Annotated in this window: 22 protein-coding genes and 1 riboswitch; of the genes, 7 read left to right on the forward strand and 15 right to left on the reverse strand. The window is 62.9% G+C overall.

The genetic code is table 11. From position 1 onward, the window contains the following. The first annotated feature begins 84 nt into the window (after positions 1 to 84). The 3 genes from IM737_RS17950 (at position 85) to IM737_RS17960 (ending at position 2127) form a co-directional block, all read left to right on the forward strand. Complete coding sequence (locus tag IM737_RS17950) at positions 85 to 900, forward strand: protein-disulfide reductase DsbD domain-containing protein (RefSeq protein ID WP_236896361.1); 816 nt, start codon at positions 85 to 87, stop codon at positions 898 to 900. A 149-nt stretch (positions 901 to 1049) separates the two neighbouring features. Further along, positions 1050 to 1514 (forward strand): peroxiredoxin family protein, encoded by a 465-nt coding sequence (locus tag IM737_RS17955; protein WP_236896363.1) that lies wholly within the window; start codon positions 1050 to 1052, stop codon positions 1512 to 1514. Positions 1515 to 1536: 22 nt separating this feature from the next. Then, positions 1537 to 2127 carry a hypothetical protein gene (locus IM737_RS17960; protein ID WP_236896365.1) on the forward strand — a complete coding sequence of 197 codons (591 nt, stop codon included), beginning with the start codon at positions 1537 to 1539 and terminating at the stop codon, positions 2125 to 2127. 52 nt (positions 2128 to 2179) lie between these two features. Here the strand turns inward: IM737_RS17960 and gcvPB are convergent, their stop codons facing one another. The 14 genes from gcvPB to IM737_RS18030 form a co-directional block, all read right to left on the reverse strand. Then, positions 2180 to 3727 (reverse strand): aminomethyl-transferring glycine dehydrogenase subunit GcvPB, encoded by a 1548-nt coding sequence (gene gcvPB, locus IM737_RS17965; RefSeq protein ID WP_236896367.1) that lies wholly within the window; start codon positions 3725 to 3727, stop codon positions 2180 to 2182. After that, the gene (gcvPA, locus tag IM737_RS17970; protein WP_236896369.1) at positions 3724 to 5067 is read right to left on the reverse strand and encodes an aminomethyl-transferring glycine dehydrogenase subunit GcvPA; all 1344 of its coding nucleotides are present in this window, start codon (positions 5065 to 5067) and stop codon (positions 3724 to 3726) included. Before gcvPA ends, gcvPB begins: the two co-directional genes overlap by 4 nt. A gap of 9 nt (positions 5068 to 5076) precedes the next feature. Further along, positions 5077 to 5442 carry a glycine cleavage system protein GcvH gene (gene gcvH, locus IM737_RS17975; protein WP_236896370.1) on the reverse strand — a complete coding sequence of 122 codons (366 nt, stop codon included), beginning with the start codon at positions 5440 to 5442 and terminating at the stop codon, positions 5077 to 5079. A gap of 19 nt (positions 5443 to 5461) precedes the next feature. After that, positions 5462 to 6622: a glycine cleavage system aminomethyltransferase GcvT gene (gcvT, locus tag IM737_RS17980; RefSeq protein ID WP_236896372.1), complete on the reverse strand. Its 1161-nt coding sequence runs from the start codon at positions 6620 to 6622 to the stop codon at positions 5462 to 5464. Between the two features lie 148 nt (positions 6623 to 6770). Next, positions 6771 to 6858: riboswitch (glycine riboswitch) on the reverse strand. 150 nt (positions 6859 to 7008) lie between these two features. Further along, the gene (locus IM737_RS17985) at positions 7009 to 7494 is read right to left on the reverse strand and encodes a F0F1 ATP synthase subunit B family protein (protein WP_236896374.1); all 486 of its coding nucleotides are present in this window, start codon (positions 7492 to 7494) and stop codon (positions 7009 to 7011) included. A gap of 6 nt (positions 7495 to 7500) precedes the next feature. After that, entirely contained in the window at positions 7501 to 8130 is a 630-nt protein-coding gene (locus IM737_RS17990) for a F0F1 ATP synthase subunit B (protein ID WP_442874216.1), read from the reverse strand. 95 nt (positions 8131 to 8225) lie between these two features. Next, a complete protein-coding gene (locus tag IM737_RS17995) occupies positions 8226 to 8453 on the reverse strand; it encodes a F0F1 ATP synthase subunit C (RefSeq protein WP_236896378.1) in 228 nt (75 codons plus the stop codon). Positions 8454 to 8515: 62 nt separating this feature from the next. Then, a complete protein-coding gene (locus IM737_RS18000; RefSeq protein ID WP_442874147.1) occupies positions 8516 to 9292 on the reverse strand; it encodes a F0F1 ATP synthase subunit A in 777 nt (258 codons plus the stop codon). A gap of 21 nt (positions 9293 to 9313) precedes the next feature. Continuing rightward, on the reverse strand, positions 9314 to 9706 hold the full coding sequence (locus tag IM737_RS18005; RefSeq protein ID WP_236896380.1) for an AtpZ/AtpI family protein: 393 nt from the start codon (positions 9704 to 9706) through the stop codon (positions 9314 to 9316). Between the two features lie 502 nt (positions 9707 to 10208). After that, positions 10209 to 10901 (reverse strand): RES family NAD+ phosphorylase, encoded by a 693-nt coding sequence (locus IM737_RS18010; protein ID WP_236896382.1) that lies wholly within the window; start codon positions 10899 to 10901, stop codon positions 10209 to 10211. After that, positions 10902 to 11330: an antitoxin Xre-like helix-turn-helix domain-containing protein gene (locus tag IM737_RS18015; protein ID WP_236896383.1), complete on the reverse strand. Its 429-nt coding sequence runs from the start codon at positions 11328 to 11330 to the stop codon at positions 10902 to 10904. A gap of 69 nt (positions 11331 to 11399) precedes the next feature. Then, entirely contained in the window at positions 11400 to 14855 is a 3456-nt protein-coding gene (smc, locus tag IM737_RS18020; protein ID WP_236896385.1) for a chromosome segregation protein SMC, read from the reverse strand. A 36-nt stretch (positions 14856 to 14891) separates the two neighbouring features. Beyond that, positions 14892 to 15689 (reverse strand): thioredoxin domain-containing protein, encoded by a 798-nt coding sequence (locus tag IM737_RS18025; RefSeq protein WP_236896387.1) that lies wholly within the window; start codon positions 15687 to 15689, stop codon positions 14892 to 14894. Positions 15690 to 15903: 214 nt separating this feature from the next. Continuing rightward, positions 15904 to 16521, reverse strand: a complete 618-nt coding sequence (locus IM737_RS18030) for a DUF721 domain-containing protein (RefSeq protein WP_236896389.1) — start codon at positions 16519 to 16521, stop codon at positions 15904 to 15906. 40 nt (positions 16522 to 16561) lie between these two features. Between IM737_RS18030 and IM737_RS18035 the strand changes: the two genes are divergently transcribed. Both IM737_RS18035 and IM737_RS18040 read left to right on the forward strand, forming a co-directional pair. Then, positions 16562 to 17614 carry an A/G-specific adenine glycosylase gene (locus tag IM737_RS18035; protein ID WP_236896391.1) on the forward strand — a complete coding sequence of 351 codons (1053 nt, stop codon included), beginning with the start codon at positions 16562 to 16564 and terminating at the stop codon, positions 17612 to 17614. Between the two features lie 194 nt (positions 17615 to 17808). After that, positions 17809 to 19629, forward strand: a complete 1821-nt coding sequence (locus tag IM737_RS18040; RefSeq protein WP_236896393.1) for a methyl-accepting chemotaxis protein — start codon at positions 17809 to 17811, stop codon at positions 19627 to 19629. A gap of 116 nt (positions 19630 to 19745) precedes the next feature. Here the strand turns inward: IM737_RS18040 and IM737_RS18045 are convergent, their stop codons facing one another. Beyond that, positions 19746 to 20900 carry a GGDEF domain-containing protein gene (locus IM737_RS18045; RefSeq protein WP_236896395.1) on the reverse strand — a complete coding sequence of 385 codons (1155 nt, stop codon included), beginning with the start codon at positions 20898 to 20900 and terminating at the stop codon, positions 19746 to 19748. Positions 20901 to 21103: 203 nt separating this feature from the next. Here IM737_RS18045 and IM737_RS18050 point away from each other — a divergent pair, with 203 nt between their 5' ends. Then, entirely contained in the window at positions 21104 to 22081 is a 978-nt protein-coding gene (locus IM737_RS18050; RefSeq protein WP_236896397.1) for an aldo/keto reductase, read from the forward strand. A 6-nt stretch (positions 22082 to 22087) separates the two neighbouring features. After that, positions 22088 to 22921: a DUF6602 domain-containing protein gene (locus IM737_RS18055; protein WP_236896399.1), complete on the forward strand. Its 834-nt coding sequence runs from the start codon at positions 22088 to 22090 to the stop codon at positions 22919 to 22921. Positions 22922 to 22972: the final 51 nt, after the last annotated feature.

A 22972-nucleotide genomic window follows, 5' to 3' on the forward strand; every position in this document is an offset into this window, starting at 1 on the left:
CGGGCGGGGCAGCGATGCGCTCATCACGAAGGCATGATGCGCCGTCAGCTGTTTCTTCACCTCGTCCTGCGCTAATGCCATTCCATGCGCCGCGTTAGTCCCCTCTGCCTCCTCGCCGTCCTGCTTGCCTCACCCGTCACGGCGGGCGAGACCGCGTGGCAGGAAGTTGCGCCCGGCGTGAAGCTGCGCCTGATCAGCACCGGCCAGGTCAAGGCTAACGGCACGACGCTGCTCGGGCTCGAGATCGACATGCCCGAGACCACCAAGACCTATTGGCGCGTCCCCGGCGACACGGGCCTGCCGACCGAACTCGATTTCTCCGCTTCGACGGGCGTGCTGGCGCACCAGATCCTCTGGCCCTATCCTGTCAGGCACGAAGGCGCCGACTATCTCGACTACGCCTATTTTGGCCCGACCGTGCTGCCGATCGAGGTGACTGTGGCGCCGGACGCTACCGAGATCGCGTTGACCGCGGTGCTTGGCGTCTGCTCCGATATCTGCGTGCCGGCCCAGGCAAAGTTCTCGCTGCCGAAAGGCGATGCTGTCCCAGACCGCCCCAACGGGCTGCGCATTCGGCAGGCCCTGGCCACCTGGCCCATGCCCTGGGAGGGCGATCCGCAACCCCTCGGCAATGTTGAGTATGATGCCGCCGCAGGCCAGCTATTGGTCCATGTCGGCGATCCCGATCTCGATCCGGCCTCGCTCATTGCCAGCACTGATAGCGGCGAGCCGCTGTTCGGCACGCCGCAAAAAAGCCCGGAACCCAACCTAGTTCTCATTCCAATCTTGGCTCAGGGCGACGAAATCGACCTGGAAGGCCGGGATGTTCAGCTGACATTCATGACTGGCATGGGAGCATTCGAAGTCTCGCGGCCCGTCAAGGTGCTGCGGCCGGACTAGAAGCGCGTTGGGGAAGGGGCCGTAAGGTCTTGTCTGCGGGGGCAAAGCCGCATATCCCGAACGTAAGAATGACCGAGGGGGGCGCCATCCGGCGACCAAGTCATGGGGCTAATCGAAATATGATCGAACGCGGCAGTCCGATACCGTCCGTGCGGACCAAACTCGTCAACGCCGAAGGCGCCACCGATACTACCAGCGACGCTGCACTCGGCACCGGCCTTGTGGTTCTCTTCGCGGTCCCCGGCGCGTTCACCCCCACTTGCCACGTCAATCACCTGCCTGGATTTATCGCCAACGAGAGCAAGCTGCGCGCCAAGGGCGTCGATCGCATCGTCTGCGCGTCGGTCAACGATCATCACGTGATGAAGGCTTGGGCCGAGGGCTCGGGTGCCTTGGGCAAGATCGATTTCATGGCCGACGGCAATGCCGAGCTGGCTGAAGCCCTCGGGCTTGCCAGGGATTTTTCCGGTTCGGGCATGGGCAAGCGGTTTGCCCGCGCCGCCATGCTGATCCGCGATGGCATCGTCGATGCCGTCTTCATCGAGGATGGCCCAGGGGTCAATGCCAGTGGCGCCCCCGCTATCCTCATGGCGCTCGAAGTCGCCGCTAGCTAGTATTGCGTCAGGAGACCTGCCGATGACCACGTTCACGCCCCTGGCCCTGCGCCTGTCCGCCGCCTGCGCTGCCGCGATCCTGCTCGCCGGCTGCTCGATGGGCAGCATGTTTGGCGGCGGTGCCACCACCGCCCAGAACCAGAATTTGCAGAACGCCACCGCGACGCCCGCCGCAGTCGCCCAGGCCCAGACCAATGCACTACCCGCCATCGCCACCCAGTGTCCGCCGATCCGCGTGCGGCCCGGCAGCGAGGCCATGTTCTATTATGGCGGCGGTCAGGTGGGCGATGCGCGCTCCCTGCAGTATCAGGGCGTCATCGACGAGAGTTCGCGCAATTGCGTGGTGTCCAACGGCCTGATCACTGTCAACATGGGCGTCGTCGGCCGCGTGCTTCTGGGACCCAAGGGCAACCAGACGTCAGTCAACGCCCCGATCCGTTTCGCCGTCGAGCGCGATGGCCAGGCCATCTTCTCGGAAAAATACACCATCCCCGTGGCCATCACTGCGCCGGCTCGCTCCGCCGAGTTCGTCAAGGTCATCGAAAACGTCGCTATCCCCTATCTGGGCGGCGAGACCATCACCATCTGGGTCGGCTTCGACACCAGGGGCTGATCGTCACCTCTGAAATTCAATGGCCCGCGGATCGCTCCGCGGGCCATTTTGTTTACTCCGCCGCCTGCGGCAGCTCTTGCGGCCGTTCCCACTTGAGGATCGGCGAACGCGCCGCCCGCGTTTCGTCGAGACGGCGCCTCGGCGCCTTCAGCGGGGCCGAGGTGAAGCGTTCGCTGTTTCCGGCCTTGGCATCGGCCGCCAGTTCTTCCATCACCTCGCAGAACCGGTCGAGCGTCTGCTTGCTCTCGCTCTCGGTCGGCTCGATCAGCATCGCCCCATGCACCACCAGCGGGAAGTACATGGTCATCGGGTGGAAGCCCTCGTCGATCAGCGCCTTGGCGAAATCGAGCGTGGTGACGCCTGTACCGGCCAGGAAGCTGTCATCGAACAGGGCCTCATGCATGGTCGGATAGTCGCCGAAGGGCACCGAGAAGGCGTGGGCGAGTCGTGCCTTGATGTAGTTGGCGTTGAGCACCGCATCCTGCGCCGCTTGAGCCAGACCGTCGCCGCCATGGCTGAGCATATAGGTCAGCGCACGGACATACATGCCCATCTGGCCCTGAAACGCCGTGATGCGACCGAGGACTTCGCCCTCGGCATGCTCAACCAGTTCAAGACCTCCAGCATGCTTGCGCACGAAGGGTACCGGCGCGAACGGCGCCAGGGCTGCCGACAGCACCACCGGACCCGCACCCGGACCACCGCCGCCATGCGGCGTTGAGAAGGTCTTGTGCAGGTTGATATGCATGGCGTCGATGCCCAAGTCGCCCGGACGGACCACCCCCATGATGGCGTTGAAATTGGCGCCATCACAGTAGAAGAACGCCCCCGCCGCATGCACGGCCTCAGCGATTTCAATCACCTGCGGCTCGAAGAGGCCGCAGGTGTTGGGATTGGTCAGCATGATCGCCGCCACATCAGGCGACAGCGCGTCTTTGACCGCCTGCACATCCACGGTGCCGTCGGCACGCGCCGGGATCGGCCTGACCGAGTAGCCGAGGAAAGCAGCCGTCGCCGGATTGGTGCCATGGGCGCTTTCTGGGACCAGCACGATCTTGCGATGGTCCTGCCCGGCAGCAGCTTGCGCTGCCTTGATGGCCATCATGCCGAGCAATTCGCCATGCGCACCGGCCTTGGGCGTGAGCGCCACGGCTGCGGTATTGGTCAGCGTCATCAGCCAGTGGCTAAGCTCGTTCATGAGCTCCAGCGCCCCCTGCACGGTCGACACCGGCTGCAGCGGGTGGATGTCGGAGAAGCCCGGCAGGCGGGCCATTTTCTCGTTGAGGCGCGGATTGTGCTTCATCGTGCACGACCCCAACGGATACATGCCCGAGTCGATCGAGTGGTTGAGCCGGCTGAGGCGCACATAGTGGCGCATGGCCTCGGGTTCGGTGAGCCCAGCCAGATCGAGCGGCATCTTGCGCTCGAAGCCGCCGAGGCGGCCGGACGAGATGGTGACGTCCGGCAGGTCGACACCCGAATGCTCGGTATCGCCGGTCTCGAACAGCAGTGGTTCGTTTGGCAGCAGTGCCGAGCCGGAGGTGGAGGCGAAGCCCGAAGTGCCCGTGCCGGTGGGGCGGCCCTGATTGTTCATGCTCATGCGAGTTCCTCCGCAAGGGCGGCGCAGAGCGCTGCGATATCGGCATCGGTGGTGAGTTCGGTCGCCGCAAGGACGATCAGGTTCGCAACCGATGGATCGGTGGGCTCCAGTCGGCTAACCGGTACCCCAGCCAGGATGCCACGCTTGGCCAATCGCTCGACCAGGCTTGCCGCCGGCTGCGATGTGCGAATGGTCATCTCGTTGAAGAACGTCTTGTTCAGCACCGTGACACCGGCCACAGCCTCCAGCGCGTCTGCCAGCTTGCAGGCATTGGCGTGATTCAGGCGGGCCAGCCGGGTGAACCCGGCTTCACCCAGCAGAGCCATGTGGATGGAGAAGGCCAGGGCGCAGAGCCCCGAGTTCGTGCAGATATTGGACGTCGCCTTCTCGCGGCGGATATGCTGCTCGCGGGTCGACAGGGTCAAAACGAAGCCGCGCTGGCCCTCGGCATCGACGGTTTCGCCGCAGAGGCGACCCGGCATCTGCCGGATGAATTCCTTGCGGGTTGCCATCAGGCCGAGATACGGCCCGCCAAAGTTCAGCGCATTGCCGATCGACTGACCCTCGGCGACGACAATATCAGCGCCCAGCGCGCCGGGCGCTTCGAGCAGGCCCAGCGACACCACTTCGGTGATGACAACGATCAGCAGGGCGCCCTTGGCATGGGCGGCGTCGGCTGCCGTCTTGATGTTGCGCAGGTGGCCATAGAAGTCCGGCGTCTGCACCACGATGGCGGCGGTTGTTTCATCGATATGATCGAGAATGTCGCCCTGGCCTTCCGGCGAAGCCGAGAGGCATTCGAGATCGGCATCGTCCTTGAGATAGGCGCGAACGACGTCGCGATAATGCGGGTGCAGACCACCCGACAAGACGATCTTGTTGCGACGGGTCAGGCGTCGCGCCATCAGCACCGCTTCTGCCGTGCCAGTCGAACCGTCATAGAGCGACGCATTGGCCACATCCATGCCGGTGAGCTTGGCCACCTGGGTCTGGAACTCGAACAACATCTGCAGGGTACCCTGCGAGATTTCCGGCTGGTAGGGCGTATAGGCCGTCAGCCATTCCGAGCGCTGGATCAGGTGATCGACACTGGCAGGCACGTGGTGGCGATAGGCGCCGGCGCCGACGAAGAACGGGCCATCGGCGCCCGCACGGTTCTTGCCGGCCAGGGCCCGCATATGGGCTTCGACCAGGAATTCAGGGCTATGAGCGGGCAGGCCGAGATCGAAGTTCTTCAGTGCCTTGGCAGGCACCGCGCTGAACAGCGCATCGATATTGGCCGCGCCGATGACGCCCAGCATTTCGGCGCGTTCGGCTTGGGAGTGGGGGAGGTAGCGCATGTCTGTCCGTTACTTGGTCAAGTCGGCATAGGCCGCATCGTCGAGCAGGTCATCGAGCTCGGACGGATTGTTGATGGCGATCTTGTAGATCCAGCCGGTGGCGGTAGGGTCGGTGTTGATGAGACCCGGGTTGCCCGAGAGCTCCTCGTTGACCTCGGTCACGGTGCCGGCCACCGGGGCATAGATTTCCGATGCCGCCTTGACGGATTCGACGACGGCCGCTTCGTCGCCCTTGCGCAGCACTTTGCCGACGGCGGGCAGTTCGACGAAGACGATGTCGCCGAGCGCTTCCTGGGCATAGTTGGTGATGCCGACAATGCCGGTCGAACCCTCGACGCGGATGTATTCGTGGTCTGGGCTGAATTTGGTGGTCATGATTGGGTCCTCAACGAGATCAGGCTTTGGGCTTGCGGTGGTAGCGATGCGGCACGAATGGGGTGGCGGTGACTTCTGCCGGCTGCAGGCGGCCGCGCACCGAGACCTGCAGTTTGGTGCCGGGGGCGGCATAGGCAGGCGGCACGAAGCCCAAGGCGATGGCACGGGCCAGGCTCGGCGCGAAGCCGCCGCTGGTGACGCGGCCGACAACGGCGCCGCTCTCATCAAGAATGTCGGCACCTTCGCGGGCCGGAGCGCCCTCGACGAACAGACCGACCCGAATGCGGGCCAGGTCACCGGCAAATTCCTTGATGATGCGTGCCGCGCCGGGGAAGTCGGCCGCCTCACGACGACGCTTCGACACGGCGAAGTTGAGGCCCGCCTCCGTTGGTGACACGGTCTCGTCGAGATCGTGCCCATAGAGCGGAAGCCCGGCCTCGAGGCGGAGCGAGTCACGGGCACCGAGGCCGATCGGCTTGACACGTTCGTCGGCCAGCAGCGCATCCCACAGCTGCACGGCCTTTTCCACCGAGCACAGGATTTCGCAGCCGTCTTCGCCGGTATAGCCGGAGCGGGCAATGATCAACTTGCTGCCGTTCCAGTCGAAGGGCGCATAGGTCATGAAGCTGAGATCGGCGACGCCGGGCACGATGGTGTCGAGCACCGCCACCGCCTCGGGGCCCTGCAGAGCCAGCAGCGCACCGTCATCGGCGCGGGTCAGCTTGGCCTTGTCGCCGGCTGCCTTGGCGATGAGCGCAAAGTCATTGTCCTTGGTGCCGGCATTGACCACGATGTAGAGCGAACCGGGAAACAGTGGCGAGCGGCCGATCATCAGGTCGTCGATAGCGCCGCCGCTTTCGTTCAGCATCAGCGTATAGCGCACCTGGCCGGGCTTGAGCCCCTTGATGTCGCCGCAGACCAGCGGTTCGACCAGTTCGGCGACGGCGGCGTGACCGGCTTCTGCATCGCCGGTCGGATTGGTCAGGGTAAGGAAGCTCGGGCCCATATGCGAGACATCGAACAGCCCCGCATGCTCGCGGGTCCATTTGTGCTCGGCCATGATACCGCTGGGATATTGCACCGGCAGCGAATAGCCGCCGAACGGCACCATACGGCCGCCGAGCGCGACATGACCCGCATCGAGCGGTACAGTCTTGAGTTGTGTTTCAGGCTCTGACACGCAGATTCTCCGACAATAGGGCACGATAAGCGCCCAATGACGGACGCCGTCCATGCCCCCTCTGTCCCGCGAACCTGAGAGATTCCCGATCGCCTATGGATCGGTTGCTCCTTCGGTGAGGCGTTAGCGCCTGCTTTCCAGAGTTGTCGGCTGACACGCGGTCCTTTTGCCTGAGAGTTTCCGGGGCGGTTGCTCCTTCGGCGCTGGAGGGAACCAGTCTCTCCCGCAGTCGAGGGCACCATGGTGGAGATTTATCGAGGCGTCAATCGCGAGAAATGAGCGCGTACAGGAATTATGCGACGATCTGGCGGTAGGTCTGGAACGCCACGCTGCAAAGAAAAAGGGCGGGCACTCAGTGCCCGCCCTCGAAATCAATGCACCGAACCTCAGTTCAGGCGATTGCCCACATCTGCGATGGCCTTGTTGACGACGTCGCCGCCCTTCTTGGCCATTTCGTCGGTCAGCACTAGGCGCGCAGCCTCGATCGCAACGTCGGCCGAGCGGGCGCGGACTTCGGCGACGGCGGCGGCTTCAGCCTGCGCGATCTTGTCTTCCACAGCCTTGGTGCGGCGCGTGACCAGGTCGGCCAGCGACACCTGCGCCTCGGCGGTGAGGCGGGTGGCCTCTTCCTTGGCGGCGGCGATGATGCCTTCGGCTTCAGCTTCGGCAGCGACGCGCTTCTGCTCGTATTCGACGAGCAGAGCAGCGGCTTCCTCGCGCAGCTTTTTGGCTTCGGCCAGGTCGTCGGCGATCTTGGCGATCTGCTTGTCGAGCATCTTGCCGATAATGGCGGGGATGCCGAAATAGAGCGCGATCGCGATGAAGATGACCAGCGCGACGAAGGCGTAGAAGCTGTTATCCATCCATTCCATCGTCACTTACTCCTTGGCCTTGGCGACCGCAGCGCGGACGCTGTCAGCCGAGACGTCGCCCACCAACTGGGTCACGACGGTCTGCGCCGTTTCGGTGGCGATCTCGTCGACATGGGTGAGCGCTTCGGTCTTGGTCGCCGAGATGCGGGCCTCGGCAGCGGTCACCTTGGCGGTGAGGTCGGCCTCGACGGCGCTGCGCTTGGCAGCCAGGTCGGCCGTGATGGCCTCGCGGCTTTCATTGGCAATGCCTTGGGCCTTGGCCTTGGCAGCAGCAAGCGCAGCTTCATAAGCGGCGATGGCTGCGTCGGTCTTCTGGCGGGAGGCATCGGCTGCCGCAAGGTCAGCGTCGATGATGCTCTTGCGGTTTTCGAGGATGCCGCCGATGCGGGGCAGGGCGATCTTGCTCATCAGCAGGTAGAGCGCGCCGAACGTGATGGCGAGCCATAGCAGCTGCGATGGGAATGTTGCCGGATCGAAGGGCGGGAACACGCCTGAATCATGCCCGCCACCATGTGCTTCGGTGGTGGCATGGGTATCAGCGGTCGGATCGGCGTGGGTCGCGTCGGTGGCAGGCGCCTCGACGTGCTCTTCGGCCGGTGCAGCCGCTTCTTGGGCGTAGGCTTGCGTTACCATCAGGTGAGGTCCCGTTAAATCCGGTCAGCCGGCGTGAGCCGGAGAATGCACGCAGCCGAGACAAGCCCGGCTGCGGATATCAGTGATCGACGCCTGACTTAGGCGACGAACAGCAGGATCAGGGCAACCAGGAACGAGAAGATGCCCAGAGCTTCGGTCACGGCGAAGCCGAAGATCAGGTTCGAGAACTGGCTCGGAGCAGCCGACGGGTTGCGCAGGGCGCCCGACAGGAAGTTACCGAAGATGTTGGCCACGCCAATGGCGGCACCGGCCATACCGAAACAAGCAATACCGGCACCGATGTACTTTGCGGCTTCAGCTTCCATTTTTTAGTCCTTTCAAGCGACTTAGGCGGGTTGTGGCGGAACAGCCCGCCGTGACTGGTAGATTAGTGAGACGGGTGGATCGCGTCGTTGAGATACATGCAGGTCAGGACGGCGAAGACGTAGGCCTGAACGGCACCGACGAGAAATTCGAGGCCAGTCAGAGCGATGGCCATGATCAGCGGCAGCGCCGAACCAAGAATGCCGAGGAAACCCAGGCTGCTCATGGTGACGATGAAACCGGTGAAGACTTTGAGCGTGATGTGGCCGGCCAGGATATTGCCGAACAGACGCACAGAGAGCGAAATCGGGCGGCTCATGAACGAGATGAACTCGATCGGCGCCACGATGGGAAGGATGTAGCCGGGCACGCCCGACGGCACGAACAGCTTGAGGAATTTGGGGCCGTTCTTCATGAAGCCGTAGATCACCACGGTCAGGAACACCAGCATCGACAGCGCGAAGGTGACGATGATGTGGCTGGTGACGGTGAAGAAGTAGGGCACCATGCCAAGCATGTTTGCCGTGAAGATGAAGGTGAAGAGGCAGAACACCAGCGGGAAAAACTTCATGCCCGCCGTGCCGGCGGCACTTCTGACCATATTGGCCACGAATTCATACATCAGCTCGCTCAGGAGCTGGGCGCGGCCCGGGACAACGCTCTTCGAACCGGTCGACAGGATCAGATAGAGCGAGATGATCGCGACGGTGGCGACCATGAACAGCGACGAATTGGTAAAGGCGAAGGTGGTGCCGGACCCTTCGGTGCCGTCACCGCCAATGGTGAACAGCTTGAAGATGTCCTGGATGACGAATTGGTGGATCGGATCAGTACCGGCCAAGATGGAACCCTCTAAGCGTCATCATTTGTCTTCTTCGTCTTCCACGTCCGGACCCATATCGGATCCCGGTGGCGGGGGAGGCGAAGCGGCATTCATTTGCGCCACCACACGGGTGACATTGAGTATTCCAGCGGCGAAGCCCACCAACAGCATGATGAGCAAGCCCCAGGGGCTGGTCCCCAGGCCCAGATCGATGAGGTAGCCGAAACCGGCACCCACCAGGATCGCGGCGATGAATTCGGTACCGATGCGCATGCCGCGCGCCATACCGCTCATCTCCGGGGATGCACCTGCCGAGGCTCTGTTGTCCTCGATCGCGCGGTCCCGCTTGGCCGAGGCGATGCGCGATGCAAGATCGCCCGTCACCCCTCTGGCACTATCAGGCTGACCTTCGGTATCTTGCGGTTTTACCATCCGCTCGTTCCCCCTGGCCGGCCCTTTCCCGAAAGTTTCCGGGGCGCCTTATTAGTCGCGCGCAACATAGTTGTGGGGTCTGAGAGTGTCAAGATAACCTTACCGGCTCTAACCTGTTGTTTTTGATGGTGAAAACAGCTTGTCGCAGGGGTGCGGCATGCTGTCCACAGAAGATGATGGCGAAGTCGGGGCGGGGAGGCGGGGATTCTGGGCGTGACAGTGCGCTGCGCGGGTCTGTCCGGCAGTGGAAAGCTGCGGCGATGGCGAGACCTCCGTCTCGTATGCGCGTAGTCCGCGATTTTAGTGAAACCGAAGTCTCGCCATCGCATCGGGTGCGGCTCCTGCCCAGGGCTTTGCTCTGGCGTTGTGCCGCAGGCTGGAGCGACCTCCATCCGCCGATCTCCCCCCGCCGACCGTTCGTCGCGACCGCGCAGTAGTGCGGGAGTGATAGGGGGCAGTGTCGCACGGGATATAAGGACGGGGATAAGATGGATAAGCGGTCTTAAAGCGGTCCCTCGACATGGGGTTCGGGTTGGCCAGCCCAGGTCATGCGGAAGACCGCCCCTTGGCGCACGGACTGGACTGCCGCGGGGCGCAGGGCCACCAGGCATATACCGCCCCGGTGACGGACCGATGGATAGATGATGCCATTGAGCCCCTCTGCCCGTGCCCGTTCGGCCATGGTGTTGCCGATCGGATAGGCGCGACCCCGGTCGGGGTCGAGCGCGGGATGGTCCGCCCGCTGTCGCAGGTCGAGGAAATCGCCGGCTAGGCTGCAGAACATTTCCGCATACTCGACCACGGCATGAAAGTTGCCCGCGTCCGCAAGGGCATTCGTGAGGTGGAAGCCCACTTCGCGGAGGCAGGTTTCGACCGATAGCGCGGCATACCAGGCGCCCCGGTTGCCACCATTGAAGCGGTTCGGTTGCAGAGGCTTGGCATAGGCGAAGGACGCATTGATGAAGCTGGCATGGGGCACGTCATAGACCAACTCATTCGCGGCGAGCCCAGTGATGCCCCGCTCCTGCGCCATCTGCCGGGCACTCGTTGCGCCCTCGATTTCAGCAAGCAGCGCCAGTTCTTCGTCACTGTCGACAAGTGGCTTCAGCACTGCCGCTCGAAGGCGCGCCGTCGTCACCAGCCGAATGGTTTTGGAAAAGGCTGCCGTAACGACCGGGACGCCATCGACCTCCAATCAGAGGCCCCCGCGCACGGCGTCCACATAGCGGCGGACATCGAGCATCTGCGGAATACCGCCATTGATCATCGACTCGATCGGGCTCATGCGGGCGAATAGCGGAGCTTTGTTGGTAAGGCCTGGCCAGCGATCGGCCATGTCATCGACAAACAGCAAGTGCAAGCCCTTGTAGATGCCGACCATCGCGGAGATGCGCGTCATCTGGTCCTGGCTCAAAGCCTTGTCCTTGCCATCCTGCTTGAGCCGCTCCCAGGTGCTGGTCGATACATCGAGCAGTGCTGCCGCCTGCTGTCCGGTCAGACCCCATTGCTCGACCAGCCGACGAAACGCCTTGAGCGCAACTTTCGACAGGCGCGCACGGTCCGTCTCCTGGGCGAAATTCTGCCGCTCGATCGGTTCGGCAACGCCGGCAATCAAGGCTTGCATGGAATTTATCCTTCAAATGACGTACAATCTATACATCAAATGATGGCGCGCTGTCCAGTATTCAAGAGTTTAGCTGGCTTCGCGGAAGCTCTCGGCGGTAGTCAAATCGACCGAAACCAGCTGACTAACCCCACGCTCCGCCATGGTCACCCCAAACAGCCGGTCCACCCGGCTCATGGTGATGGGATTATGGGTGATGACCATGAAGCGCGTATTGGTACGCTGGCGCATGGAATCGAGCAGGTTGCAGAAGCGCTCGACATTGGCGTCGTCGAGCGGGGCATCGACTTCGTCGAGCACGCAGATCGGCGCCGGATTGGTCAGGAACACGGCAAAGATCAGGCTCATGGCGGTCAGTGCCTGCTCGCCGCCCGACAGCAGCGTCATGGTCTGCGGCTTCTTCCCAGGCGGGCGGGCGATGATTTCGAGGCCGGCTTCGAGCGGATCGTCGCTTTCGACGAAGCTCAGTTCAGCCGTGCCGCCGCCGAAGAGCGTGGTGAACAGTTCCTGGAAATGCGCATTGACCTTGCCGAAGGCCTCGTTGAGCCGGGCGCGGCCCTCGCGGTTGAGCGACTGGATGCCGTGGCGCAGCTTGGCGATGGCCTCGATCAGGTCGTTCTTGTCGGCGACCATTGTGTCGAGCTTCTCCTGGACCTCGACAGCTTCCTTTTCGGCCGACAGGTTGACCCCGCCCAGCCGTTCGCGCTCGGCCTTGAGCCGGTCAACCTTCTGCTCGGTCGCCGCTTCCGATGGCAGCGGGTCCGACGGGCGGATACCCGAAGCTTCGAGCGTCTTCGACGCTGGAATATCCAGCACCTCCTCGATCTGCCGCTCGATCTGCTGGCGCTGGGCGATGAAGCCGTGCACGCGCTCTTCGATGCGGGTCAGCTCGATACGGGCATTGGCCAGCAAGTCGCTGGCAGTCTTGAGCGCCTTGTCAGCCTCGCGATAGCCGGCCTGCGCGAGGTTGAGTGCATCGCCGGAGGCCTGATGCTCTACCTTGGCGCGTTCGATCTGCTCGTCGAGCTGGGCCCGTTTGGTTGCGAAACCATCGGGGGCCTCGTTCACGCTGGTCAGTTGCGCCGAAACTTCCATGCTGCGCTGGTCGAGCGTCGACAGTTGAGCCAGCGCACCATCGCGGCGGCGGTTCCAGCTCAGGCTGTCACGCTCCAGCTGGTCGATGCGGCTTTCGCGCATGCGCGCCGCCGTCTCGAAGCTGCCGAGCTTGAGTCGGGCCTGGTCGGCGCGATCACGGGCGGCGGTCAGCACCGACTGTTTTGCCTCGGCGATACGAGCGGCATCGTCTTCGGTGCCAGCTTCCAGCATGGCCTTTTCCGCATCGGCGCGGACGGCTTCGGCTTCGCTCAAGCTCGAGGCCAGGCGGATGCGCGCTTCCTCCAGAGCCGACTGCCGGGTCGTGAGGTCGCCAATGGCGCGCTGCGCCTTGTCGACTTCGGACTGGGCGGCGCCGATGGCATGCTGTGCGGCGCGCCAGGCTTCGCGCTTGGCGCGTTCGTCCTGCCTGACGGCGTCGAGCGTGGCCGACAGGGCCTCGACGTCGCGCTTCCAGCCATTGCGCTCGCCCTTGGCACGGGCGATCTCTTCATCGAGCTCGGCGAGGCGATTGCGCTGGGCGAGGCGCTGCGCGGCGGCGCTTGGCGCGTCGGCAGCGGAAACGAAGCCGTCCCAGCGCCACAGCGCACCATCGAGCGTAACCAGCCGCTGGCCCGGCTTGAGCGCATGCATCAGGCTGGGGCCGTCGGCGGCATCGATGAGGCCGATCTGGTCGAGCCGGCGCTTGAGCAGCGGCGAGCCGGTGACATAGCGACTGAGTGGTTCGGCGGCCTGGGGCAGGGCGGCATCATCGGTATGGTCGACAGGGACCGACCAATGCATCGGCGCGCCGGCATCCGAGCTGGCCTCAAGGTCGTCGCCAAGGGCAGCGCCAAGCGCCGTTTCGTAGCCTGGTGTCACCTTGAGCTGGTCGACAATGGCGGGCCAGAGGCTGGCGCCGACATTGAGCATCTTGCCGAGGGTCGCGGCCTCGGCTTCTAGGCGATTGAGCGCCGCCTCGATCTCGGCAAGGCGTGGACGGGCGGCGTCGAGTTTGGCTTGGGCGGCGGATGTCGTCTCTTCGGCCAGCGTGGCTGCGGCTTCCGCCTCGGCAGTGCGGGTCTGCGCGGCGGCGAGGGCGGCGCGCTTGATGGTCAGGGTTTCGTCGGCGTCGAGGCTCGCCGAAACGGTGCGCGACTCGTGTTCGACTTCGGCAACCTGCTGGGTCAGGCGCTGGATGCGGGCGGCGGCGTCGCCAGCACTGCGGATCGCCTGCGCGCGGCGAGCCCGCACCTGCGCCAAGGCATCGGCGGCGGCACGGGCTTCGGCTTCGGCGCCGGCTACGGCTGCCCGGGCTGTATCGGCCTCGCGTCGAGCGGTGTCGAAGTCACCCTGCGCAGCTTCGCCTTCGGTCTGGAGCTTGGCCAGTTCCTCGGCATAGAGCGCCAGCGTGGTGTCGCTTTCGGCGACCAGCTCGCGTTCGCGCACACCGTCGGCGGCCAACTGCTTGATGCGATCTTCGAGCTCCGCACGCCGCTGGCTGGCACGGCGCGATTCTTCGGCGAGCTGCTCGGAGAGGATCGTGTAGCGCTGCAGGACGGCGCCGGTCACGGCCTCGCGGTCGCGCAGGGGCTGCAGAGCGGCATCGGCGGCTTCGAGCTTCTTCTGCGCCTGCAGCTCGAGATGGGTGGCATCGGCGAGTTCGCGGATCAGGACCGCCTGCTGCGCCTCGGTTTCCTTCTCGGCATAGCGGGCTGCGACCCAGCGGATATGATAGAGCGTCGCCTCGGCGCGTCTGATATCGCCGCTGAGCGAGCGATAGCGGGTGGCCAGCCGCGCCTGGCGCTTGAGGGTTTCGAGCTGGGTCTCGACCTGGGCGATGATGTCATCGACGCGTTCGAGATTGGCCTCGGCGGCGCGCAGGCGCAGCTCGGCTTCGTGACGGCGCGAGTGCAGCCCCGAAATGCCGGCGGCTTCTTCGAGAAGGGCGCGGCGGGCGGTCGGCTTGGCGGCGATCAGCTCGCCGATCTGCCCTTGCCGCACCATGGCCGGCGAATGGGCGCCGGTGGAGGCATCGGCGAACAGCAGTTGCACGTCGCGCGCGCGCACTTCCTTGCCATTGACGCGATAGACCGACCCCGCCTCACGCTCGATGCGGCGGGTGACTTCCAGGATGTCGGCATTGTTGAGCGCTGCCGGAGCAGTGCGATCGGAATTGTCGAGGACGAGGGTGACTTCGGCGGAATTGCGGGCCGGGCGGTTGCCGGAACCCGAGAAGATCACGTCGTCCATGCCCGAGGCGCGCATGGCCTTGTACGAGCTCTCGCCCATGACCCAGCGCATGGCCTCGACGAGATTGGATTTGCCACAACCATTGGGCCCGACAATGCCAGTCAGTCCCGGCTCCATCACGAGCGTGGTTTCGTCCGAGAAGGACTTGAAGCCGTGCAGCTTGAGGCGGGAGAATTTCATGGCAGCGCTACCGGAGCAGCGCTGCCGAAGGCGAAATTACTGCGCAGGAGCGACCGGCGTGGCCGTTGGTTCGGCCGGAGCCATTGCGTCTGCGGCTGGAGCAGCTGGCGTGGTGGCGTCAGCAGCAGGGGCGGCGGGAGCCATCGCATCGGTCGCGGGAGCGGCCGGCGTGGTCGCGACGAAATCGGCAGGCACCAGCGGATCGATTTCAGCGGCGAGCTGTTCGAGTGTCTTGTCACCGCTGAGCGTCTTGCCATTGACATAGAATGTCGGCGTACCTGCGAGTCCGAATTCATTGAGCGCCTGTTCGCGCACAGCTTCCATCGCGGTGAACAGGGCCTGATTCGTCAATGCTGCGTCGAAAGTTTCCTGGGTAAAGCCAAGCTGCTTGGCGATTTCGAGGATGGCGTCGCGCGGCGTCTGCGATGCGGCCCAGGTGGTCTGGGTCTTGAAGTAGGTCGAGATTACATTGTGATAGTTGGTCGGGCCGGCGGCCTCAGCCAGCATGAACACCGCAGCATCGAGCACGTTGCGCACGAAGGGGCGGGTGATCAGCTTGACCTTGCCGGTGTTGACATAGGCCTCGATGAAGCCAGGCAGCACGTCATTGGAGAAGGCTGCACAATGCGGGCAGGTCGGCGAGGCATATTCGATCACGGTGACCGGCGCGGTGTCGCTGCCCTGCACGTGGTCGACCATGCCGCCTGCAGGCGCCATCAGCTTGGCGACGTCAATCATGTCGCCTTCGGCAGCGTTGGCGGTGGCGACCCCGCAGAGGCTCAAAGCCGATGCGGCAGCGGCCAGAATGAGGGTGTCACGGCGGTTGAATTTCACGGCTAACGCTCCTGTTTTGATGTGCGCGACACTACACGGGGCAAATGTGTGGGCAAGTGGGCACATTCATCAACCCGGCGTGAACAGTGTGGTTGCATTGTCAGTTAGGTGATGCCGGCCTGCAAAGCCCAATCTCCTGCGCTTCCGGTGCTCACGTACAAAATGTACGCTCCGCTCCGGTTCTCTAAGATCGGCCTTTTCGACTCGGCCTGACCTAACTGGGTCCGTTCCCCCGGGACCTGCTGGATAGCGCGTGACCAAGTGTCCGCAACGCCTCCCTCAGATCGTCATCTGCAACATCGGCCACCTGGGCCCCGACCTTTGCGATCACGCTCTGGTTCGGTTGGATGTTGTTTTCCACCTTTTGCCCTGAACCCGGTGTGAATGGCTCTGCCGACAATCTGACAGCCCCCACCAGCACGAAACCGAAATAGCGGTTGATGGCTGCCGCGATCTTTTCGCCCTCATGCTGGATGGCCAGCGCATGGCCCGGCACGCAACGCAAAACCAGCGTCGCCCCCTCGGCACTGCGCTCGCCGCGCGGCCAGGTCAGCTTGTCGGGCACGGCGACCGCGTCATAAGGCTTGGGCGCCATCACGTGCCAATGGGTGATGATGTCCCGGCTTGCAAAGCCGCGTTTCTTCAGCACCGGATCGAGCGCGCCACTAAGCACATCGGCGATATTCATCGTCCGATTGCGGCGTTTTGGTTCCGGTGCTTCATCCTTGGACATGGGATTGGCGTAGCGCCGAGCGTCGGCGCAAGCAAGCCCTCCCTCCGGCACGCGCTCTTGAAAGCCACGACGCGTTTGTTGATTGCAAGGCGAGCACAAGAACTTGCTCCCCACGCCCAGGCGACGCTATCTCCTTCGCATGCTCCTATCCGACACCACCCCCATCGACGCCCCAGCCGTGCTCGCCTGGTACGACCGGCATGCTCGTGATCTGCCCTGGCGAGTTTCACCCGCCGACCTGGCTAGAGGTATCCGCCCCGACCCCTACAAGGTCTGGCTGAGCGAGGTGATGCTGCAGCAAACCACCGTAGCCGCAGTGAAGGCCTATTTCCTGCGCTTCACCAGCCTTTGGCCCTCCGTCTTCGACCTCGCGGCAGCCCCGCTCGACAGCGTGCTCAAGGAATGGGCCGGCCTGGGCTACTATGCCCGCGCCCGCAATCTTCATGGCTGCGCCCAGGCGGTGGTGAACGAACACGGCGGGGTGTTTCCCCAAACATCCGAAGCTCTGCAAACCCTGCCCGGCGTCGGTGCCTATACCAGCGCCGCCATATCGGCGATCTGCTTTGACGAGCGCATCGCGGTACTCGATGGCAATCTGGACCGCGTGCTGGCGCGCTATTATGCGCTGCCCGTGCCGGTACGCGATGCCAAGGACGAGTTGCGTGCCGCGCTGCAAGCTTCAGTGCCGGCGCGGGCCGGCGACTTCGCCCAGGCGATGATGGACCTCGGCGCCACCATCTGTGCACCACGTACTGCCGTCTGCATGCTCTGCCCGATCCAGCCCGGTTGCACTGCGACCAGGTCGGGCGATCCGACGATCTATCCGGTCAAAGCCGCCAAGGCCGACCGACCTGTGCGCAAGGGCCATGCCTACGTGATGGTAGACGCGACCGGCGATGTCTATCTCCAGTCGCGGCCTTCCAAGGGACTGCTTGGCGGCATGACGGAAGTGCCGGGCTCGGCTTGGGGCGGCGACCTGCCTGAGGCCCAATACCCGGCCAAAGGCAGCTGGAAGCATCGCGGACAGGTCGTCCACATATTCACCCATTTCCGGTTGGAGCTGGAAGTCTGGTCGGCCGAGGTCGCCGCCGATGGACTGGACGTCGGCTGGTGGGCCGAACCATCAGCACTCAAGGGTGAGGCGCTGCCGACGCTGTTTCGCAAGGTGCTGGCGGTCGCAGGGCTGCAATGAGAAGCGCGGCTGCCCGCCTTGGCGCGTCCTCAGGAAGAGCGCGCTTTGTGAAGGGGGGAGGCATTGAAGAACGCATGTCCGGTCTGCAGAACCTTTGCCGGGAAATCCCGATCATGCGGTTTCCGTCAACGATAAATTCACATGCAGAAGATATCCGTGGTTAACCATAGCAATGACCAGCAGGAGTATCAAAGGTGGCGTTTGGTTTGTTCAACGGTGCCAAATTGGCTGCAAGCCAGTCGGATCACGCAACGCTGGACGCGATCTCAAGATCGCAGGCCATCATCGAGTTTAACCTCGAAGGCACTATCTTGACCGCAAACCCCAATTTCCTGTCCGTATTGGGATACGAGCTGACAGAAGTGGTCGGGCAGCACCACCGGATTTTTGTGGATGCGGCCTATGGCAACAGCGCGGAATACCGCAGCTTTTGGGATCGGCGCCGGCAGGGCGAGTTTGAGACCGCCGAATACAAGCGTATCGGTAAGGGCGGTAAGGACGTCTGGATCCAAGCGTCCTACAACCCAGTATTTGACGCCAAAGGCAAACCTTTCAAAGTCGTCAAGCTTGCCTTGGATGTGACCAGCCAAAAGCGCGCCGCAGCTGACGCACAGGGTCAACTCGCTGCCATTTCGAGGTCTCAGGCCGTCATCGAGTTCAATATGGCCGGCGAGGTTTTGGCCGCCAACCCAAAGTTCTGCCAAGTGCTGGGATACAGCCTCGACGAAATCAAGGGTCGGCACCACCGCATGTTCGTTGAGCAGGCCTATGCCAGCAGCAGCGAGTATCGCGACTTCTGGGAGCGCCTGGGGCGCGGCGAGCATCAGGCTGCCGAGTACCTGCGGCGTGGCAAGAGTGGCAAGGAAGTCTGGATCCAGGCATCGTACAATCCGATTTTCGATCTGAACGGAAAGCCCTTCAAGGTCGTCAAATACGCGACCGATATTACTGGTCGCAAGGCCGCCGTGAACATGCTCGGCGTGGGGCTCGCCAAGCTCGCGACCGGTGATCTGACATCAACGATCGACACCAAATTCGTGGGTGAACTCGAAGAAGTTCGCACTGCGTTCAACGAAACTATTGCCAAGTTCTCCCAGATCGTCGGTCCATTGCGCGGCACCTCGAGTGCCCACAAGGCTGTAACTGGCCAAATTTTGGCCGGTGCCAACGATGTTGGCGAGGGGAGCACCAAGCAGGCTGCAGCCATTGAGGAAGCCTCTGCTGCGATGGAGCAACTGGCCTCGACGGTAGCCGACAACGCCAAACGCGCAGAACAGGCCAATTCCAAGGCCCGGCAGGTGTCGCATACCGCCGAAGAGACCGGCGAGGTGATGAAGAAGTCCAATGATGCAATGGAACGCATCTCCAGCTCGTCGAACAGGATTTCCAACATCATCGGCATGATCGATGACATTGCCTTCCAGACCAATCTGTTGGCGCTCAACGCTTCGGTCGAGGCCGCACGGGCCGGTGATGCTGGCAAGGGTTTTGCCGTCGTTGCCGTGGAAGTTCGGCGCCTGGCTCAGTCAGCGGCCAGCGCGTCTTCTGACGTAAAGGTGCTGATCGAGCAATCGGCGACTGAGGTAACCAGCGGCAGCCGTCTGGTGGCCGAAGCGACCAGCAAACTTGTGGCGATGCTGGAGGGTGTCCGGGAAGGTGCTTCCTTGGTTGACGGCATCGCAAAGGCAACCCAGGAACAGTCGTGTGCGATCTCGGAAGTCACCTCGGCCATCCGACAGATGGATGAAATGATTCAGCGGGGTGCGGCGATGGTGGAAAAAACCAACGCCATCATCGAACTGTCCGAGAGCCAGGCCAGGGAACTGGACAAAATGGTCGAGGTCTTCGTGATAGACGGTAGAGCGCCTAATTTGACGCGAAGCCAGCCAGTGCAGCAGCCCAGTCCGAACCACGATGACATCAAGGCACTACAATCGCGGGTCAAGTCCGCAGCCCAGAGCTATCTCAGCAGCGGCAATGCCGCCATCAAGGCAGATGATTGGAATGAGTTCTGACGGCTGGCGCTAGCAGCACGACGGACGCTACGTCAGCGATAGCCGACACTAATGTAGCCAACGAGGATTAGGCGGCCGACCCTGTTCCGAGAAGTGCTGGCTGCGGCAGGCCTCGATTAGGCAGCGTGGCGCGAGGGCAGGGGCTTTTCGGACTCGCCTGCCCGCATCACCCTATTGCGCCCGGCATTCTTGGCCAGATAGAGCGCTGCGTCGGCATTGGAAAAACTCGATGCCGGGGTAGCGCCGACTGCGTATTCGGCCACGCCGAAACTGGCAGTGATGCGCTCGTCCACCGGCAATCCGGGATGGCTGCTGGCCTGGAGACGGGCGCGGACCATCTCGGCCAGGTCCAGCGCGTCCTGCATGGAGCGCTCGGGTAGCAGCAGCGCGAATTCTTCGCCGCCGATCCGCACGGCAGGATAGCCGGTACGGTTGAGAATATTGGCGAGGGTACAGATCACGTCGTCGCCAGCCTGATGGCCGAAGCGGTCGTTGACCAGCTTGAAGTGGTCGATATCGCAAAGGATGACGGTGCCCGCCTTGCGCGCCGGGATGTTGGCCAGCGCGTCAAGCGCCCGGCGATTGAGCAGGCCGGTCAGCCCATCCCGCTCGGACTGATGGCGGAACGTCGCGATGGTTTCCCCGATGATCGCGGCGATGACCAGGGTGATGATCGCCAGGGTGAGCAGGCTTTCAACGGCTAGCAGCGTCAATTCGACCGATGAGCCGTTGAAATCGGAGAACGCGGCTTCGGGTCCGAAATACCAGATCAGCAGCGGAATGCGGGCGACCCTGAGCAGGGCCAGGATGCCGACCGATGCCAACAGCGTCGTGTCCAGCAGCCGCCATTTCATGGTTCTGGCGATGCGCAGTGCCGCATCGATCATGGCCAAGGTGCAGGCGGCTTGAACAAACAGGGCCTGATAGAAGAACGGCGCGCCGAGCACGAACAGGGCTGTCGCCACGGCAGACAACCCCGCAAAGGCGGCCAGGAAGTGCCGGCGTCCGCCCGATTGCGGCATCAGCGCATGAATGGCGTTGTTGGCGAACAGGAAGCCCAACGGCGCCAAAGCCATGGCCGAGAAATATTCCAGCGGACTGCCTGCGGCAAAGGTCAGAATGAGGGTCTGCACCGTGCCGACCGTCAGGCCGCCGGCTAGCCAGGCAAGCGGCACGTTCCGGCGTAGGCTGAGGCTCGCAATGGCGCAAACCAGAGCCAGCACGCCAAGCGCGGCAGCGATAACGATGTTGAGCCCGACCATGGACGTCATGGCAGTGGTTCCTTGCACGAACGAGGCCATGTTGGTCGAATGCGGGTTAACACCGTGTGTGGGCAGGCGCCAAACAACGACAGACCTGCAGCATCGTAAAGAAATGCCATCGGCGGGGTGCCGGCCGGATTTCAGCTGTGCTGGGGCGCTTGAGGCGCTATGCATGACATGACGTGTGCACAGCGACGCGATGGGAGAAAACCATGGACCACAAACGACTTGGCAATAGCGGCCTCAAGGTCTCGCGCTTGTGCCTGGGCTGCATGACCTATGGCGCGCCCGACCAGGGCACCCACCCCTGGTCCCTGCGGGAAGACGAAAGCCGGCCCTTCATCCGCCAGGCACTCGACCTGGGCATCACCTTCTTCGACACAGCCAATGTCTATTCCGATGGCAGCTCCGAAGAGATTATCGGTCGCGCCTTCAAGGATTTCGTGCGGCGCGAGGACATCGTCCTGGCCACCAAGGTCAATGGCGCGACCCGCCGCACCGATGCCAATGCCACGGGCCTGTCCCGTCGCGCCATCCTGCGCGAGATCGATGCCTCGCTGCAGCGGCTGCAGACCGACTATGTCGACCTCTACCAGATCCATCGCTGGGACAATGACACGCCCATCGAGGAGACCATGGAGGTGCTTCACGATGTGGTGAAATCAGGCAAGGTCACCCATATCGGCGCCTCCTCGATGCATGCCTGGCAGTTCTCCAAGGCGCAATATGTCGCCAAGGCCAATGGCTGGACGCCCTTCATCTCGATGCAGAACCAGCTCAACCTGCTCTATCGCGAAGAAGAGCGCGAAATGCTGCCGCTCTGCGCCGATATGGGCGTCGGCGTCATCCCCTGGAGCCCGCAGGCGCGCGGCCTCCTCACCCGTCCCTGGGGCGGCCAGACTGAACGGCTCGGCACCGACCTCGTCATCAAGCGCATCTACCACGACACGGTCGACCAGGACCGGGCCATCGTCGATGCGGTCCAGGCTGTTGCCGGTCGTCACGGCGTCGGCATGGCGCAGGTCGCCCTGGCCTGGGTGCTGCAGAACCCGGTGGTGACGGCACCGATCATCGGCGCGTCAAAGCCGGGGCATCTGACCGACGCGGTGGCCGCGCTTGAGGTGAAGCTGACGGCGGAGGACGTGGCGGAGCTGGAAGCGGCCTATCGGCCGCGGCGGGTGGATTTTTAGGTCGACTTGCCTACCAACGCTACTACTGAGATTGATATTTACGAAACTCGTGTGCCAAATTCCGAGATGACCGTGACTTCAACCAACATCTTCAAAAGTGCATTCCTCGGCGAGGTGCGCAAGGCAGTTCACTCCTCCCAAAACATTGACGGCCTCGACCATCAAGGCATGAAAGGACGAATCCGAGAGATCGTGATGACTGACATGTACAGGCCGGTTCTTCCACCCGGCGTCACGGTGGGTACGGGCAAGCTTGTCAGCGCAACAGGTGAGATGTCGTCACAGATCGATGTCGTGTTGTACGCGCCAGGGATTCTACCCGCTTACTTCTACAGTGAGCAGGGCCTCTTTCCAGTCGAAGCTGCGCTTTACAATATTGAGGTGAAGTCGATTCTCACCGCAAGAGGTGTCAAAGAGGCGATAGCCAGCGCGCGCTCCGTGAGGGCTTTGCAGCCTCTGCCAAGCTTCCATTGGACCACCGACGTTCAGAACGGTCGACTAGTGCCGCTTATGACTAATACTCCGTGGCCCGTATCGGCAATGTTCGCCTTTGGATCCGACTTAGCGCCAAACGGACAGTCTGAAATAGAGCGCTATCGAACCTATGACGAGAAGGCCAACGAGGATCCTGCTGTGCAAGTAATTTGCGTTGTAGGACGAGGCTATTGGTACTTTGACCGACAGGGATGGCGGTTTCTTGAAGCATCAGAAGACCTCCGAGAGGTAATGATGCTTCTGGGTGGCACCGCAAACACGATTCCAGAGTTGGTTGCCGCAAAGGGAAGTCCAAAATTCGGGCAGTACCTCCAGTCTGAGGACGCACAATTCGAGGCGGTTTAGACAATCGCACAAACAAAAAGGCCACCGGGGCAAACCGGTGGCCAGTTCAAG

It is taken from the genome of Devosia sp. SL43 (genome assembly GCF_021729885.1).
Classification (GTDB): domain Bacteria; phylum Pseudomonadota; class Alphaproteobacteria; order Rhizobiales; family Devosiaceae; genus Devosia.

Coding starts and splice junctions, on each gene's coding strand:
- gcvH (WP_236896370.1), bottom strand. CDS start 5,442: ATGACCACCAAATTCAGCCCAGACCACGAATACATCCGCGTCGAGGGT.
- IM737_RS18045 (WP_236896395.1), bottom strand. CDS start 20,900: ATGACGTCCATGGTCGGGCTCAACATCGTTATCGCTGCCGCGCTTGGC.
- IM737_RS18005 (WP_236896380.1), bottom strand. CDS start 9,706: ATGGTAAAACCGCAAGATACCGAAGGTCAGCCTGATAGTGCCAGAGGG.
- IM737_RS18035 (WP_236896391.1), top strand. CDS start 16,562: ATGCTCCTATCCGACACCACCCCCATCGACGCCCCAGCCGTGCTCGCC.
- IM737_RS17995 (WP_236896378.1), bottom strand. CDS start 8,453: ATGGAAGCTGAAGCCGCAAAGTACATCGGTGCCGGTATTGCTTGTTTC.
- gcvPB (WP_236896367.1), bottom strand. CDS start 3,727: ATGAGCATGAACAATCAGGGCCGCCCCACCGGCACGGGCACTTCGGGC.
- IM737_RS17950 (WP_236896361.1), top strand. CDS start 85: ATGCGCCGCGTTAGTCCCCTCTGCCTCCTCGCCGTCCTGCTTGCCTCA.
- smc (WP_236896385.1), bottom strand. CDS start 14,855: ATGAAATTCTCCCGCCTCAAGCTGCACGGCTTCAAGTCCTTCTCGGAC.
- IM737_RS17985 (WP_236896374.1), bottom strand. CDS start 7,494: ATGGAATGGATGGATAACAGCTTCTACGCCTTCGTCGCGCTGGTCATC.
- IM737_RS18015 (WP_236896383.1), bottom strand. CDS start 11,330: ATGCAAGCCTTGATTGCCGGCGTTGCCGAACCGATCGAGCGGCAGAAT.
- IM737_RS18050 (WP_236896397.1), top strand. CDS start 21,104: ATGGACCACAAACGACTTGGCAATAGCGGCCTCAAGGTCTCGCGCTTG.
- gcvPA (WP_236896369.1), bottom strand. CDS start 5,067: ATGCGCTACCTCCCCCACTCCCAAGCCGAACGCGCCGAAATGCTGGGC.
- IM737_RS17960 (WP_236896365.1), top strand. CDS start 1,537: ATGACCACGTTCACGCCCCTGGCCCTGCGCCTGTCCGCCGCCTGCGCT.